This window comes from Mycoplasma sp. 13536 (assembly GCF_055523495.1).
In genome coordinates this window covers 15752-33907 of record NZ_JBVFVC010000002.1, presented here as the reverse complement: position 1 = coordinate 33907, position 18156 = coordinate 15752, and the positions used below count along the sequence as shown (strand labels likewise).

General features: G+C 26.2%; 8 protein-coding genes. 1 reads left to right on the top strand and 7 read right to left on the bottom strand.

What is annotated here, in order from left to right; all coding sequences use genetic code 4:
- Positions 1-39: 39 nt before the first annotated feature.
- The 7 genes from AC0B4N_RS04275 to AC0B4N_RS04245 form a co-directional block, all read right to left on the bottom strand.
- On the bottom strand, positions 40-996 hold the full coding sequence (locus tag AC0B4N_RS04275) for an ABC transporter ATP-binding protein (RefSeq protein WP_465102593.1): 957 nt from the start codon (positions 994-996) through the stop codon (positions 40-42).
- A 1-nt stretch (position 997) separates the two neighbouring features.
- Positions 998-8983, bottom strand: coding sequence for an FtsX-like permease family protein (locus tag AC0B4N_RS04270; RefSeq protein WP_465102592.1), 7986 nt, complete (start codon positions 8981-8983; stop codon positions 998-1000).
- A gap of 281 nt (positions 8984-9264) precedes the next feature.
- Complete coding sequence (locus tag AC0B4N_RS04265) at positions 9265-10449, bottom strand: IS30 family transposase (protein ID WP_465102103.1); 1185 nt, start codon at positions 10447-10449, stop codon at positions 9265-9267.
- 301 nt (positions 10450-10750) lie between these two features.
- Positions 10751-12766, bottom strand: a complete 2016-nt coding sequence (gene ftsH, locus AC0B4N_RS04260) for an ATP-dependent zinc metalloprotease FtsH (protein WP_465102591.1) — start codon at positions 12764-12766, stop codon at positions 10751-10753.
- Between the two features lie 53 nt (positions 12767-12819).
- Complete coding sequence (tilS, locus tag AC0B4N_RS04255; protein ID WP_465102590.1) at positions 12820-13719, bottom strand: tRNA lysidine(34) synthetase TilS; 900 nt, start codon at positions 13717-13719, stop codon at positions 12820-12822.
- Positions 13688-14257, bottom strand: coding sequence for an aminoacyl-tRNA hydrolase (pth, locus tag AC0B4N_RS04250; RefSeq protein ID WP_465102589.1), 570 nt, complete (start codon positions 14255-14257; stop codon positions 13688-13690). Before pth ends, tilS begins: the two co-directional genes overlap by 32 nt.
- A gap of 1 nt (position 14258) precedes the next feature.
- Complete coding sequence (locus AC0B4N_RS04245) at positions 14259-16577, bottom strand: AAA family ATPase (protein WP_465102588.1); 2319 nt, start codon at positions 16575-16577, stop codon at positions 14259-14261.
- 172 nt (positions 16578-16749) lie between these two features.
- Here AC0B4N_RS04245 and AC0B4N_RS04240 point away from each other — a divergent pair, with 172 nt between their 5' ends.
- Positions 16750-18138, top strand: coding sequence for a DnaA ATPase domain-containing protein (locus AC0B4N_RS04240; protein WP_465102587.1), 1389 nt, complete (start codon positions 16750-16752; stop codon positions 18136-18138).
- Positions 18139-18156 lie beyond the last annotated feature (18 nt).

Here is an 18156-nt window from a genome sequence, read left to right as displayed (position 1 = left end):
CAGTAAAAAGCACCACAAAATATTTTGTGGTGCTTTGAATTAATTTTCCCAGTTTATGTTTTTAGGATGAATTGGGTTTGGGTTATTTCTTTCGTTTTGAATTTTTCCATCCTTGACTGTAATAATTTTAGAAGCTATTTTATCAATTTTTGGGTTATGGGTAACCATAACAATGGTGGTCCCATATTTTTTGTTAATATCATATAAATAACTTAAAACTAATTGAGTAGTTTTTTCGTCAAGGGCACCTGTTGGCTCGTCAGCAAAGATAATAGGAGAATTTTTTGCAATTGCTCTCAAAATAGAAATTCTTTGCTGCTGTCCACCTGACATTTGTGCTGGATATTTATATTTAACATCATCCATATCAAACTCAGTTAATAAGGCATGTAAATCAAGTTTTTTTTCTTTATTTTTTTGTAAATATCCACCAGTTTCAACATTATCATAACCAGATAAATTTTGTAGTAAATTGTAGTTTTGGAAGATAAAACTAACATTTTCGCGTCTAAATAAAGTTAATTTAAGGTCACTTAAATAAGGTAAGTTTGTATCACAAACGATTACGTTCCCTTTTGATGGTCTATCTAAAGCTGAAATTAAGTTTAGCAAAGTACTTTTACCACTACCTGATTTACCATAAATCATAACAAAGTCACCCTTATTAATTGTTAGAGAAATATTCTTTAAAACCCTGGTAACAATATTTCCTGATAAATAATATTTACTTACATCTTTAACCTCAATTATTGCATTCTGACTGTTTTTTAGGTCTTTGTTTTCGTCGGTTAACCGCTTATTTTTCGCAGCTTTAAACAATTTTTTAGCTATATAACGATCAACTATAACTCTTTTGCTACCTTGATCTACGTCTAAAATATCAAAGATATTTTTATATGTTATCTTTACATCACTGTTTTTACTTAAAATAGCAATTTGTTCATCATTTGTTTGATCGTTATTAATTTGTGGTTCTTTTTTCTTAAAAAATGCCATTTTACTTCTCCTTTAATAGATCTATAGCTTTAATTTTGTTTAAATTAATTCATGCTGCAGCTGAAGTTAACCCAAATACCCCAGAAACAACTGTAATTGTTAGAAGCAGATTGAATCAAGATATAGTTAACGGGATTGATAAGGATACACTAGTTGCTAAAAAGATTCCAAAGATTGAAATAATACCATAAGCAATTGGAAAGGCCAAAATTAATGAAATAATTATAAATGGTACATATATACCAAAGAACATTTTAATTTTTTCTTTATTAGAATACCCTAAGATACTTCAAATTGCTATATTTCGTTCATTTTCATTAATTAAAATTGTTGAAACAATTATTAAAATAATGATTGATAATATAAAGCTAAATGCTGAAATAATCGTTAGAATAATCTGAACTGTTTTTCCGATTGATAAAGCAAAACTAATCTCAATTGTTTTAGATTCAACAGTGTATGAGCTTGGTATTGCTAATTGTTCATTGAATAATTTAGCAAATTCTTTAATATGTAAATCTGGTGCTTCTTTTGCTTCATTATAAACAGTTATAAAGTTATCTCTTTCTGGGTTGTAATTAGGATTTAAAAATTTAACTATTTCATCATTACTTGCCCCAAGTTGTTTCATAACTCCTTCAACAGGTAAGTTAGGATTAACGGTAAAGTTTCCAAATATAGCATCAAAGAAATCTTTTTTCTCTCTAAGACCAGTATTATCAATATTAAAACTTTCAATAGCACCGAAAAACCCAGAAGGTGAGTATAGTCCAGTTGATAACATTAATTGAATTGGTAGTTGATCTTTAGATAAAATACCATTAAATTTATAATGATGTTCATTAAGCCCTTCAGGCAGTGAATCCTCTGTTTTAGATAATTTATCTTTATATAAAGCATCAAAACCTATAATTTGATCAGCAGCAGCTTTTGGAATTATAAATTCATTATTAATAAAAGTTGGATTAATTCCATAAACATAAAACTTATAAGTCTTATTTAGATCTTTCTCAGTATTTAAATATGAATCTCTTCCCAATTTTTCTTCAATATTTTTAGTTAATCGATTAACCTTATTTTTAATAGTTAATTCTAATATATCACCCTTACTTAAATTATATTTACTTTTAACCACATTATTAATAATTAAAGGTATTGCTTTTGAGCTATCTGATCCTTCAGATTTATATTGATTATCAATTGCGCTAAGCAAATTTTCTCCACTTTCAGAATATATGTTTATTTGATTTGAATTACTTTGGTAACCATAAATCTTTATATCATTTTCTTTATAGTTTGATTCTAAGTATGTGTATGTTTCATTTGTTGTGTTATTGAAGACTATTCCGTTAAATAACACAAAGTAATCTCTTACTTCAGTATTTATATCCATTCATTTATATCCATTAACTAGAAATTGACGGTATTGATCTCTATATGCAGTAGTTGTAATATTTTTATGTTCTCATTGTTTTTCAACATCGTTATAAACAACATAATAAAACTTACCATCAATAATATTGTCTTTATTAGGTATATATTGAAAGAATTCCCTTACTCCATTTTCTAAGGTTTTATTAATATCAATAGTATTTGTAGTTACTTGTTTGCCGTTTTTATCAGTTTCCATTACAAATGCAACACCTTCTTGGTGTTTCATTAAATTAAATCCAACATTATCTCTCAATTGTAAAATACGTGATTTTTGACTATCGGGTAAGGAATTATAAATAACTTGGAATGGATCAATTGAAACACTTGACTCAATTTTTATATTAACAGAAAATTGAGTGATTACATGAGGATGGAAGTCACTAGGATTTCCATTTTTTGCTTTTCCAGTGTCTGGATCATTTAAATTTACCGCACTAGACGCACCAGGTTTAAAATAATCAGGTTGATATTGATTTAGTTCTCTTATATCACCTACAGGAACATATAATGTATTTTCTAAATCCTTTGCTAAAGCAGGGTTATATAACCCTCCTTGGGTTGTAGGGGTAACTAAATCAAGTTTGTAATTATATTTTCGGTTACTATAAGTTTTCTCAACTGCTATTTCAAAAGTACCAAATGTTGAAATACCAATTATTGTGGTAATACTAGATAAAACAACTGTAATACCAAATGAAAAGAGTTTTCAAAAACTATTATAAATTAAAGAAATACCAAATTTTGTTGTTACTTTCTTATTTCTAGTTTTATGCAATAGTTTATTGTAAAACTCACTAATACTTAAGCTTGTAATTCCTGACATTAAATCAATAGCTTTATATCTTAAAGAACGAAGTGCAACTAAAACAATTAATAAACTCATTCCAAAAAGTGGTAAAGCTAAACTTGTGATTAATGATACAGGTTCAAAGGTCAGTGTTTCAATTGGTATAACTCAATAATTGCTTAAAATTTGCAATCCATATCCTGTTAATAAAAATCCGGTAATATATCCAAGTAACCCACCTGTAAATATTGTAAAGATTGCAAAAATACATAATGAAAGCGAGATTTGCAGTGGTGTATATCCTTGTGCAATTAAAATACCAATAACTTTATTTTTATTAGAAATATACCTTTTAATAATAAATGTGGTTGATATTGAAACTAGAGTAATTAATATAATTAAGATAAAGTTTGAAGTAGTCGAAACTGAGTTGATTAATTTTTCTATAGTTCCAATTCTTAAACTACGTTCTGGATTAATTGGATCTAGTTCATTATATAAAAAAGTTCTTTGTAAACTAGCAACATCATTTATTTGGTCTTGAACATATTTTTCAATTTCTAATTTTAATTCATTTAATGATGATGAATTAAGGGTCAGTTTTTGTTTTAACGTTAAATATTCTTTAACAACCGTTCCACGGTATGACTGTCTAATACGATCAAACCCACTATTATTTACATATACGACAGCTTGATCTTTTGTGTTAACTTGTAGATTATTTTCATCTAAAACAGGATAAAAATAATCAAATGTGATATCTTCTCCAATAATAATGAATTTAGTTCCATTAATATTAATTAAATATCTTTCATCTAGAGTTTTTAATAAAGCTTCTGCTTCTATAGCATCGTCAGGAATTTTTCCGCTATAAATCTCTTTGTTATTTTGATTTAAAAAAGCATAATTAACTTTTGCAATGTACGATTCAGGCCTATTAAAAGTTAGTACATTGTTCACTGGTGTTAATCCAGTAATTGAATTAATGGACGCAAACAAAATACTACTTAAATCCATTCCAAAGAATGAATATTTTTCTGGATCCTCTGCAACTAAATCAGATAACTTAGTGAAAATATTATTGTCAATTGCTATTTTTAAAGTATAGTCACTTTCTAAATATGGTGAAATACGTCCCGATGAATCAAATTTACTTAAAAACGATATAAAATTATCACGATTTTTAACTAAGTTTTCAAAGTTAACTAATTTATTATAAATAAACGATGCAATATTTGAATCAACAGTTGCATCTTCAGTTGAAGCAACTGAATTAGTAAATGTTCAAACTAGTAATTGCGGAAACATTCTTCTTAAAATATTGTTTAATAATACATCTGAGATACCTAAAGCATCTAATGAAAATCTTTTATAATCAGTAATTAATGTTTTAGTTAATGTTTTTAAGTTATTTTTAAATGCTGGGTTATTTAAAAATGTATTTATAAAAATACTAATATATGATGATAAAGGATTAGAATGTTCGAAAACTCCTCCAGTTTGTATTACAAAATCTTTATTAGTTGCTGCTATATATGAAAAGTTTTGTGTTATTAAATAACTGTTTTGTTCAATAAATTTTTCAAAATCAGGATAATCATTTACTAATTTTCGTAAATATGTATTCGCATATCCTGAATTTTCTTTTCTAAAGAAATATTCGTTCATTGCAGTGGTGTTTGCTAATGATCTGGTAACACCAAAACCAGTTTCTTGATATCCTGCAATATTTAATACACCTGATTGGAATAAATCAAATGAATTAAATGAATCAATTATTTCTTGTTTATTTCCAATTTCTAATAATGCATTTGCAAAAGATAAATTACGGGCATGATCTTCAGTATTATTGAAAATTTCTAACCATAGTCTAATTAAAGGCAATACATCTGTAAGATAGTTAAATTCACTATATTTAGCAGGTGTTAGCTGTGATAATATTCTAGTAATGATAATATTAAAGAAACTTGAACTACTTTTAGGTTGTAAATTGATAAACCATGATGTTAAATTTCCAAATGATTCACGCACTTTGCTATCACTTGGTTCATTAATTATTTCCATTGAATCAAGGATTATTTTTCATTCTTTTACTTTTTGTAAAACTTGTTCTTTTTGATTATTTAAATCATTAAGTTTATTTAATTCAAAAAATTCTTTTAAAACATTTTTATGTACATTTTGTAAAAGTTCTTTTGTTAATAAATCTTTATTCGCAGTTATTTGATCTACAAGGCGTTTGACCAATTGCAAAGTGGTCAAACTAGCATTTAGTTGATTCTTTGAATTTGTATTTGAAGAAAGTCTTGAACTTGTTGTATCAATGGGTGTTAATAACCCAATTAAATCAAAGAAATCCAATTTATCAGGATCTTGGTCAGGTATTGATAAATATTGACCATCAGAAATTTTTATATTTGTTCCTTTTGATGATAAATTAAGCATCTTAATAATTTCATCCTTGACTCGTCGATCTGATCCAGGGATACTGAACATACTTTTAATTATTGCATAAGTTATTTTTTTAGAATCTAAATTAGTTATCAAAATATTTTTCTTTGATTCAACATCAGTACCCAAAAGTTTATTAAATAAAACTTGTGTAACTGTTGTAGCCTCTAATTCTATTTCCTCTTTTAAAGTATTTAAAAAGATTTTATGATCAAAGTTATTTATTAAAAACTTAATGCCGTAAATTAGGTTTTGATATTTTTTATTGGTGTCATTTTCTTTAGCATTAATTTGTGGCAATAATTCTTTAACTCCAAAAGGAAAAATACCTAAAATACCTTGTAATGGATTACTTGGATTATCTCAGTCTGTTAAATAATTTATATCCAGGTTATCAAGTAACCTAATAAGAGCATCTTTTAAAATTGGATATTCAATTCCATTTAAAACGGCTAAAAGAATATCATAAATACTTAAACCACGTTTATAAATTTGACCATTTAATTTATGTTCTTTATTATAATCAGTATTAAAGAAATGATTTGTATATCCGAAAATCTTTTTAAAGTTTATTGCAGAAAATATATCTCTTAAAATAATTAAGAATTCATCTAAGTTCTTAGATGTTTTCATCATCGAACTTAAAGTGTCATAATTAACAATCTTATCACCAGATAATAAAGCAATAAACGAAAATAAGTTATCAATATTTCTTGCTAAATAATTGTTCTTTTCTTCTTGTGTATTAAAATTAGACAATAAACCTAATACTTTATTAAAAACATTATTAATTATTATCTTTATATAATCACCTTGCGGGTGGTTAGAAACTTGATATAATCCATCTAAAATAATCTTAGGTAAAACGCTATAGTTTATTGATCCTGAAGAAAAAATTTGTGCAAAGTTATTTTTATCAAATGATTTCTTTAATGAGCTCATTAAAACCAATAACTGTTCTTCGTTGATAAACCCTTTTTTATATAAATCGGTATTAATTATGCTTTTTCATAGTTTATTAATACCATAATCTAAGGAATTTTCATTTAAAGCCTGGTTAACTACTTCAACATCAGGTCCTCTAAATTCAAAAGGAACAAATACTGTATGATTAAAGTCAGGAACCTCCATAACAAAAGTATTTTTAGGTAAATATGATTTTAATGTTAATTTATTAGAACTAAGTCAATTATACATTCGCCCATTTGGTACTATTCCATTTCGATCGATATTTAATTCAACATTTTTTCATAAAACTATTTGGTTTTGTTCATTATAAAAAGGTTTTAAAATTACAAATTTACTATCGTTTGATAGCAACATAACACCAAGATCAGCAAAAACATTGTATTCGTTATCTGGTAATGTTTTATTATTTTTATAATTTGTTAACTTATAGATTTTTGTCCTTGGTATATCTGTTACCTGACCTGATTGTGAATCAGTAAATTGAACTCTATTATATTCATAATCTAATTTAATATATTCTTCTGAAGGTATAATATTTGATAAGGCTTGGGTTAATATAGCACTAGAAACATATGGGTTAAGTTCTTTAGCCACAAAATAATTGGTTAAATCACTTGATTCTTTATTTAAAGTTGGGTATAAATCTTCATTAATCAATTTATTAATATTGTTTTGTATTCCGTAAATTGTTTTATTTTGATCACCTACATTAACAAAGTGATAAACTTTTTTACCCTCTCCATCATTAAATGAATCAACAGTTATAGATTGCCTAATACCAATATTTTCTTTTGATACTTTTCTTTCTAAATATCTGTAAATATTTTGTTTTGTGATTTCAAGCGCACCAGACCTGATTTTAAGCAAAGTATCACTAGCTATATTACGGTTAGTTAAATTTAAATAATTTTTATTATCTATCAAGGTATATCCTTCTATTTGTGCTATACCTTGATATCCATCATATGCAAATTTACTATAATCAATGCCTCTTGGTTGAATTTGATTTTCACCTAATTTTAACAAAGTATTTTGAACTTCTTCATAAGATAGTAAATTTTTCTCTTCGTTTTTAGTTTCTATTTCTCCAAGAATAGAAAGGTTATTTTGATTTATATACGGAATATATTCGTTAACTATGGTTTTTTCTCAAAATGAGAATTTTGCATAGTCTTGAGGTATATTTCCAAATTGCGTAATCAAATTATCCATGAAGCTTTTATATGTTCCGCTTCATTTGTTTTTGGTTTCCCCAACATAAGTTGTTTCATATAACTTACGTTTAAAATAAGTTATTTTATTTCTTTGGTAAGCCCAGTTAAGTGGAATATTATATAACTTATCATTTTCAAAAGTTATTTTCCAATTATATTCAACTTCGATATCTTTATTATTAAATAAATTGTCATATGCAAAACTTCTTAATAATTCTTTTGAATATAAATCAGTAAAATCATCACCATCAGTGTAATTAATTAAGACTGGTTTAATTTCTTTATTAATTACATAAACATAATTGTTATTATTATTTAATGGAGTTAATCCTAATAATTTAGCTAATTGATCGCCTGAGATTTTAACAACACCTTTGTTAGCTTCCCAATCTCTACCTTGTAATATGTCAAAAGTCATTAAGTTGTTTTCAGGATTTATATATAAAGTACTTAATTGTGAAACATAAATATCATTCTTTTCACTATTATAAATATATGCAATATCCTTAAATTTATATACTTTATCAAATCTAAAACGATTTTCTTTAGCAACAGATGTTTTAGCTATTTCTTGTTTATAATTATCTCCTTCTTTTACGTATGTTTGAAAAGTAATTGGTCTTTTTAACTTAAAATATTTTTGATTTTGCGAATAATCAAGTGCAAATAATTCACCTTGTTGATTATCACCATTTGAACTATTATAAAAATCAAGAAAATCTGAACGACTAATATATCTGTTTTGATATTCCGGTTGGTCAATAAAATAACTTAAGGGCAAGTATTGTTCCGTTATTTTATTGAAGTTTAAAATATTACTTGTTTCTAAGTAATTTTTAGTTAAATATTTAATTGGTTTATTGTAATCAGGAGAATCGTCTTCCCTGCTTAAACCATTAATAAAATATCCATTATTATAAGTATTACCATTAATAGGTAAATTTAAATCTACTGTTATATCATGGGCTTTAGATTGATTTTGATATTTTTCATATTGGATCTGCATAGTTTTTGTACTACCATGCAGAAATGTGAAAATTCCAGATGTAAGGAATATTAAAAGAGCAAGTCCTCCAACTATTATTTTATTTTTAAATAATGATCTTCATACTTCTTTAAATAAATTTCACATATCTTGCCTCCTTTATAAATTGAATATAAAAATTTTATTTATATTATATAAAATAATTAAAATAAAATAATATTTATAATTTTTGATAATGAAATTATTTTTTGGAAAAGTCACTTGCGAGATATTAACAAAATAATTGCGTTTTAATTTTAACATAAATTTTACATAAAAAATGTATGCGAAAACAGAAAACACGGCAGTGTTTTCTCGTTGGTTTTGCTTACTTTTGCCAAAAGTAAGGCCCCTTTGATTGCAATCAAAGGCGGGGGATTAAAAAAATTTTAGGTTATCTTATATTGCCGGACAACTTGCCGATAGTTATTTATTTTATCCATCATATAATCAATTTCTTGCTGAGAGTATTTATCTAGACTTTTTCCTTTGGGAATGTAATACCTAATTAAGCGGTGCATATTTTCTATTGAACCTTTTTGTCATGAACTATATGGTTGGCATTTAAATAATCTTTCAGTTGGAATTACCTGGTGTAATAAGACATTTTCACTACCATTATCAACAGTTAAAGTTTTAATGTCTAAGTTATGTTTCTTGATTAGTTTGATAAGAGTTTGTTTGATAGCTTTGGAGTTGCGTTTTGAGAGCATAGCATAAGACATTCTGGTTTGCCGTTCAATTATGGTCACAATACAATAGGTATCATTGATTTTACCAATAACGGTGTCTAATTCAAAATGGCCGTGTTCAGAGCGATCATTAATATAAGATGGACGTTTCGAAATTTCTGTTGCATATTTTAATGTTTTAGGTTTGGTTTGCTTTTGCTTCCTTATGCCATATTTTCCTTCAGATTTTTTAACAATATGGTCAAAATCAAGGAAATAAGGGTATTTTTTAATTATTTTATAAATTGTACTAGGCGAAGGAGCAAATTCATCAGGGGATAATTTTTTAAAAGAATTCACAAGATAGGTAACTGATTTCTTAACTTCTTTTTGCTGCAAATTCTTTTTGTTTCTATTTTTATTGTATGTATTAAGCTCACTATACCAATACTTTCTGTAGGCCTTTCATTTCTCTTTAATTGCATCACTTACAAAAAAGAGTCGCGAAAATGAATAACCTAATAAATGTTCGTATAGCTTGGTAAAATTAAGGGTTTTAACCCGCATTACTCTTTTTGAACACTTAGCACAAACATAGCGATTTTGTTTATCTAAACTAAGTGGTCTGCGATTTGTAATAATTTGGATTTTACTTTTTATACTTCGAATGTCTCTATCAAAAATCTTGGCTACTTCTTGGATTGAGAAGCCTTCAGAAAGTTCTTGTAAAATATTATAAAGTTGCTCTAGATCGATTTGGTTTGTTCGTAATTTTCGATGCGACTCAAGAGCTCCTTGCATTTTCAAAATAGTATTATGATTCTCTTCGATTTTAAAGTGTTGATATTTATTTTCTTTTCGATATTTGTCAAAAACACAAATATATTTTTCTAAATTTTTCATATAATTTTAAGGTCTCCTTTATTTTTTGAAAAATTATCAATACAACTATTTTATTACAAGGCAGACAAAAACAATGTCACATGCAAAAAACTTGCATGTGACATTTCCAATTAATATTGATAATGAAATCTTTTTTAGTTTTTAATAACTAAATAAAACATCTTGCAAAGTTGTGGGTTCACTTGCGTAATTAATAGTTATTGAGTACTCTTTATACCGCTAAAAATAGTAATAAAGAAAAACAAAAAAACTAACACAAATGTTAGTTTTTTGTTTATAAAAGATTTTACCAAGTATTTTATTATTCTTGTGTGTTAGTTTCTTCAAGCGATTCTGCTTCAATTTCTTCTTTTGGTTTGTCTTCAGTTAGAGAAATTAAAGAATCTAAATCAATTGGTTTATTTTCTTTTTTAACTTCTTCTTGTTTAGGTGGAAGTTTTAAGTTTTTAGCAATGTATTCAATTTCCTCAGAAATAATTGTTTCTTTTTCTAAAAGTAATGTCTTAATTAATTCAAGTAATTCTTTATTTTCGTTAATTACTTTAAGGGCAATTTCTTTAGCTTCTAAAATAATTTTACGAACTTCTAATTCAATTTCATGACTAATTTGGTTAGAAATTGATGAACTAGTAGCTAAAGTTTTACCTAAAAATGGAGACCCAGATTCTTCTTGATATTTAATAGGACCTAAGTCACTCATACCAAATTCAGTAACCATTCTGCGTGCAATAGAGGTAGCTTTATTTATGTCATCAGATGCTCCAGTAGAAACATTATCGGCACCATAAATAATTTCTTCAGCAGCCCTACCACCCATAAAACTAGCAATAGATGCTAACAATTCTTTCTTAGAATAGTTGTACTTTTCTTCTTCAGGCATCATTAAGTTGTATCCACCAGCTTGACCACGAGGGATAATAGTAATTTTTTGAACCTTGTTTCCGCCTGGAATTCTAATTCCAACTACTGCATGACCTGCTTCATGATAAGCAACCATTGTTAATTCACGTTTTGTAATAGTTCTTGATTTTTTAGCTGGACCTGACATTACGCGGTCAATTGCTTCATCAATAATTTCTAATGTTATAACATCAGATCTTTCACGAACACCTAATAAAACAGATTCATTAATAACGTTTTCTAATTGAGCGCCTGAGAAACCAGGTGTTCTTTTTGCAACATTAGAGAATTGAACATCGCTTGAAAATCTTTTTCCTTTTGCATGTAATTTTAAGATTTCTTCTCTTTCTTTAACATCTGGTAATCCAACCGTAATAACACGATCAAAACGACCTGGTCTTGTTAAAGCAGGGTCTAAGACATCAGTACGGTTAGTTGCAGCAACGAACAAAAGACCTGAATTTTCTTTAATACCATCCATTTCAACTAATAGTTGGTTTAATGTTTGCTCTCTTTCATCGTGCCCGCCTCCAATACCGCTACCTCTTGTTCTACCAATTGCATCAAGCTCATCAATAAATACAATTGCTGGTGCATTCTTTCTAGCTTCAGAAATTACACTTCTAACTCTTCTTGCACCCATACCAACAAACAACTCAACAAAGTTAGATGCTGATACAAAGTAAAATGGTACATTAGCTTCACCCGCAGTAGCTTTAGCTAATAAAGTTTTACCAGTTCCAGGAGGACCACCAAGCAAAATACCTCTTGGCATCCTTGCTCCTGCTTCTTCATATCTTTTTGGATTTTTAAGATAATCAACAATTTCTTTAATTTCTTCAATTGATTCCTTATTACCAGCAACATCTTTAAATTTCTTATCGGATTTAATGATTTGTGCCGGTGATTTTTCGCCAAACATTCCGCCTTGTCCATTCATCATTTTGCTTTGTCCTCTGTAAACAAAGTAAATAACAAATAAAAATAATGCTGTAGGAATTAATGATATAAGTATTGATGTAAAAATACTTTGTTCTGGAGTTTTAACTGACCAAACTTGCCCAAGTTGTGTTGAATTATTTGCATTATTAGTGAATAAAACTGCTTTTCTCATTACATCTTGGTAATTATTTATTAAAGTATAAACTTCATTTATTTTCCCATATGTAACAGCACTTTCAGTTTTATCACCATTAGTTAAAACAGTGTTAATTGTGTTTTTAAATGGATCATAGACAATTGATACAAAATAGTTCTTGTCTTCAGTGTCGCTAGCAGCTGCTTCTAATCTAAGAATTAATTGACTTATACTTAATTCATTTCCAGTTGTTCTTCTAGTTAATACATAATAAAGAACAATACCTAAAACTAATAAAATTAATATAGTTATTCAGATTATTATTTTTTTATTTTTCATACCTTCCTTTCTGTAACAAATATATTAAGTATATTATAAAATAAATTTAAAAGTTATTGTTTTATTTTTAATAAATTCCCTTTTTGTTTTTTGAGATAAAAATTATCATTCAATTTATATGAATTTGTTCTTTTTTTACTTAAAATAAAACTAACAATGTTTTCTATTTTATCATTAGATAATTTTATATTTTCATAATTACTATTTATAAACTTATAAACCAAGTCTTTTTTGTTTTTTAAATGTAAAAATATATCTTGGGAGAATTTTTTATTTTCTCAACATTTATATTCGTTTAATATTTTTTTGTTTTTAAAACTCAAAAATAAGTTTTTCATTAATATTTGTGATAAAAAACTTATTTTTTTTAACTTACTTTTTTTGTTATTTTCAATTCTTATTTTATTCCTGGTGTATTTTGGAACATCATTTGTATAATCTTTTTGAAATGGTATCTTATTTTTAATTACTTTTTTAAGAATAGTGTTTTTAAAATATTTAAAGAGCAAGGGCCTAAAGATATTCATACCTTTATAATGGTTAATCTTACGAATTCCATAATATTCAACATCACGGTTTGAAGAAAGTTGAAAAATTGCAGTTTCTAAAAAATCGTCAAGATTGTGGCCAGTTAATAAAATATTACAATTCTTTTCTTTATATATTTTTTCAAAAAATGCATATCTTTGGTCCCGTGCCCAAGTTTGAAAATTTCCTTTTTTATAATCGAGTTTATTTAGCGATAAACCAAAAAAAGGAATATCATATTTTTGACAAAAAATATTAACAATATTATAATCAACATTGCTATCGTGACGTTGATTATAATTAACACAAGCTACTAGTATGTTTTTATAATTTTTATATTTATTTAATAAAAACATACTATCAGGTCCTCCGCTTACAGCAATAAGAATTTTGTTATTTTTTAGGTTTAGTTTTGTTTTTAGCATTAAATTTATTCATTACAGTATAAATATCATTGAAACCAAATAATATAGCAGCATCTGCACTTTTTTCTAAAACCATATTTAATTCCTTTATTTCAGGCTCGGTAAATTTTCCTAAAACAAAATTTTTTAGTTCACCTTCAAAAGGAGAACTTATTCCAATTTTAATACGTTTGAAATCTTCTTTATTGAGATTTTGAATGATATTTTTAACACCGTTATGACTTCCTCCGCTTCCTCCAACTTTTATAGTTGCTTTACCAATTTCAATATCTTTTTCATCATGAATTACCATAATATCATCAGAATTTATTTTATAGAAATTTGCCAGGTCTCGAACAAATTCTCCTGATAAATTCATGTAAGTTAAAGGCCTTGCGATAATTAAATCCTCAACTTTTTTATATTCACCTTTAAATCTATTTATATCTAAGGTAATCCCTAATTTTTCACATATTCGATCAATTGCTAAAAATCCAGCATTATGTCTTGTGTATTTATATTCAATTCCAGGGTTTCCTAATCCAACTATTAATTTCATCTTACTCCTTTAACATCCAACTTAAGTTTGTAATAATATTTCTTGGTTTTAAAAATTCTTTTAAAAAAATTGTTGAATAAATTTTATTTGTGTGTGCAAAGATAACTAATTCTTTTATAGCCCTAGAAGTAGCCGTATAGACAAGTTTTTTATATAGCATTTTTTGGTGAGCTGGGTGCACAACAAAAATACAGCAATTAATTTCACTTCCTTGAAATTTGTGTGCGGTAACCGCATAAGCTAATTTAACTTCATTTTTAAATTCATCTTTAGAATAAATAATTATTTTTTCATCATATCTAACATGAATCTCTTCTTTGTTGTTTGCGGAATTTTTTATAAATTTTTCAATATATCCAATATCGCCATTTGAAATACCTTCATCATATCTATTGACTAATTGAATTACTTTATCATTTAATTTAAATTTATATTCTAATTCATTTATTTTATACTTATATATTACTTCTGAATCTCTATTATACACATTTTGAATTTGCTCGTTAATTTTATCAATACCAAAAAAGCCTTTATACATTGGACAAATGATAATCACATTATTTAAATCATATTTATTTACTTTTTCTACAAATAAGTCAGCTAAATCATTTAGGTAATCGTTATATATATTTAATGAAACACTATTTTTAGTTAATTTAGTTCCTTGATAATTACAAAAATCTGTATATATAATTTCTTTTGTTTTTTGATTTAATTCAGTAATTTTTGCACTCAAATTATTTTTTAAGTAATCTTTAAAACTAGTATCAGAATTTAACTTTTCAAAATCGCCAAGAGAATTAATAAAGTTTGTATAATCAATGATTTCTTGACTTTCAGCCCTAAAATTCTCTTCTAAATAAGTTGCTGAAATTTTCTGCGAATCAATTAAATCATGTAGCAAGTTACCTGGACCAATTGCAGGCAATTGGTTAACATCTCCAAGTAAGATTAGTTTTTGCAAGTTTTGACATACTGATAAAAGTAAATAAAAAATATTTAAGTTAACCATACTAAATTCATCAATTATTAAACATTTTATATCGTTAAAATCTTCAATACTTTTTGTAACTTTTTCATCATCAGTTGGAATACTTAAAAAACTATGTATTGTTTTTGTAACAAACCCATGTTTTTTCGATAAATTAGCACAAACTCTCCCGGTGGGTCCAAGTATCATAAAATCTTTTCCAAGTTTAAATTTAGATTTTTTTAAAGTATCATGCAAATGTTTAATGATATTGCTTTTCCCGGTACCTGGGGCACCCGTTATGATATTAATATTATTATTTAAAGATTCGTAATAGGCTTCTTTTTGTTTGTCGGATAAATAATTTAAATCTTTTTTTGGCAAAATTTTTAATTTGAGTGGTTTTACATCTTTTATTTTATTAATCCAGAAGGTTACCATATTCTCTTTATCATAAGTAGTTTTTCGGCAAATCAAATTATCAACAGATAAAATTACCCCTTTATTAATCATATCCTTTAAAAATTCTTCAATAACTATATGATCATATAAATTAGAAGTTTTTTGTAATAACTCAATAACTTCCTTTGAAAAAAGAAAGGTTGAATTATTTTCTTCTAAAAAGGCCATTGAGTAGTTTAAATATGCTTCTAATCTTTCGTATGAATTAGTTCGATATCCTAATGCTAAAGCAAAAGTATCTACATCCTGTAAATTTAATTTATTAATTAAAAACAAATTATAAGGATTATTGACTTTGTAATGAGTTAATAAATCTTTAACATTAGAATTTAAATACTTAATTTTTTCATATAAATTTTGAATTTTATTTAATTCAAAAAAGAACAACTCTTCATCAACGACATTATTTACATCAATTAATTGATTTATTTTATCTTTATGTTCTTCATAAATGTTTTTTATCATTTCTTTTTGTTTAGTTGACAAAAAACTAGCAAAATCTTCATTGGTTAAATCACCATTCTTTACGTTTGTATAAAAATCTATAAAACCAATATGTGTTTTAATTTTGTCTATTGCAACAAACCCCACTTTTGGGGTTAGTTTTAAGTATCTGTATAACTCTGTTTCACGATCAACTGTTTTAGGTCTAGTATAAAAATTAACCAAAACATAATTATTATTTTGGCTTTTAATCGATTTTGTAACAATAAAATCGTAACTTTCAAAAAGTTTTGGTATATTTTTCGAAGCATAAACGACTATTTTTTCTTTTTTATCTGTTTCACACATTAATAGGGCTCATAATTGGGCAGGACTACTTTTTAATACTTTAATAGGTGTAGCAACATAGTGTTCTTCATTGGTCTTTAGTTGGTAATTACTCATATATTTAATAAATTATAAAATAATTTTTAATAATTAGAAATTCACAAATATTTCACAGAGTTATCAACATTTTAATAACTTGTTAGTAAAGGTGTGAATTAAAATTACTTATTAACAAGTTATTTTTAAATATTTTATTTATAAAATAAAAAATATTATAAAATTTAAAAATATGATAGGAGTCAATGAAACAAACTTAGATGTTGATAAAAATATTAGGACGAAACAATTAAGAAAATTTTTGTCAAGCGAAGTAAAAGACAATATGATTTATAAAACTTTTTTTAATGATGTAGAAATTTTAGATATACAATCGCAAGAACTTTTACTAAGTTTCAAAAATTACAATAAAAATTCAGAGCAAATTTATTTGAATATTTATAAAGAAAGTCTTGATAGGTCAGTAGAGCAAGTATTTGGCAAATTTATAAAATATAAAATTGTTACAGAAAAAGACCATAAAAAAACTGAACAAGCATTAGAACAAATAATTGAGCAACCAAAGCAAACTAAAAACTATTTTCAAAATGATTATTCAGATAAATCAACGTTCGAAAATTATTTAAAGGGCGGATTTAATAAAGAAGCTGTTGATATTGGAACAAGCATATCAAAACTTAGTGTAGATTTTAATATCTTTTTTTTATCTGGGCCTTCAGGTGGTGGAAAAACCCATTTATTACAAGCTATCGGCAAAAAAATAGAAGAAAGTGGTAAAAAATCAATATATATAACTCCTTTAATTTTCAATAAAAAAATACTTACGGCTATCCAGGATAATAAAACGAATAATATAACTAAATTAATTAACTATATAACTAATGCTGATATTGTTCTTTTTGATGATTTTCATATCTTTGGAGAAGGTCAAAAAAAACAAACCAAGAATTTTATTTACCAAATAATCGAAGCCCGTATGCAAAAAGATGTTCCTACAATTATTTCATCAGAAAAAGAATTAAAAGAATTGAAGCTTCAGTTTGAAGATCGTTTGTATACTAGACTTGAATCAGGTTTTATAAGCAAAATCAGCAAGCCCGCCGAAAATGAAATTGATAATATATTAAATTTTTTATTAGAAAGAAACAACATTGATCCAAAAATAATTGACAAAGAGTCTAAATTATTTGTTGTTAAAGAATTCGGAGGTTCAATAAGATCTTTGTTGGGCGCTATAACAAAGATAAAATATTATAATGATGATCTTATAAAAAGTGATTATGTATTTAGCGTTATTAGAAAAATCTTTAAAGAGAGGTTTAAGGAAATAGCGGAACTAACACCCGAAGTGATTATCAAGAAAGTTTCAGCATACTATAAGATCAGTGTTAAAGAAATTATGGGGAAAACTAGAAAGAAAGAGATTGTTATTGCCAGGCATATTGCTATTATTTTAATGGATGATATGTTGAATATGTCTTCAACTGAAATTGGACGCTACTTAAATAAAGATCATACTACAATTTTGAATGCTTTGAAAAAAAAGAAAAATGAAGAAATATATTCTTCCATTAAACTTGTATTAAACCAAATAAAAAACGAGATATACACAACTAAATAAAAGTTATTCACAATTTTA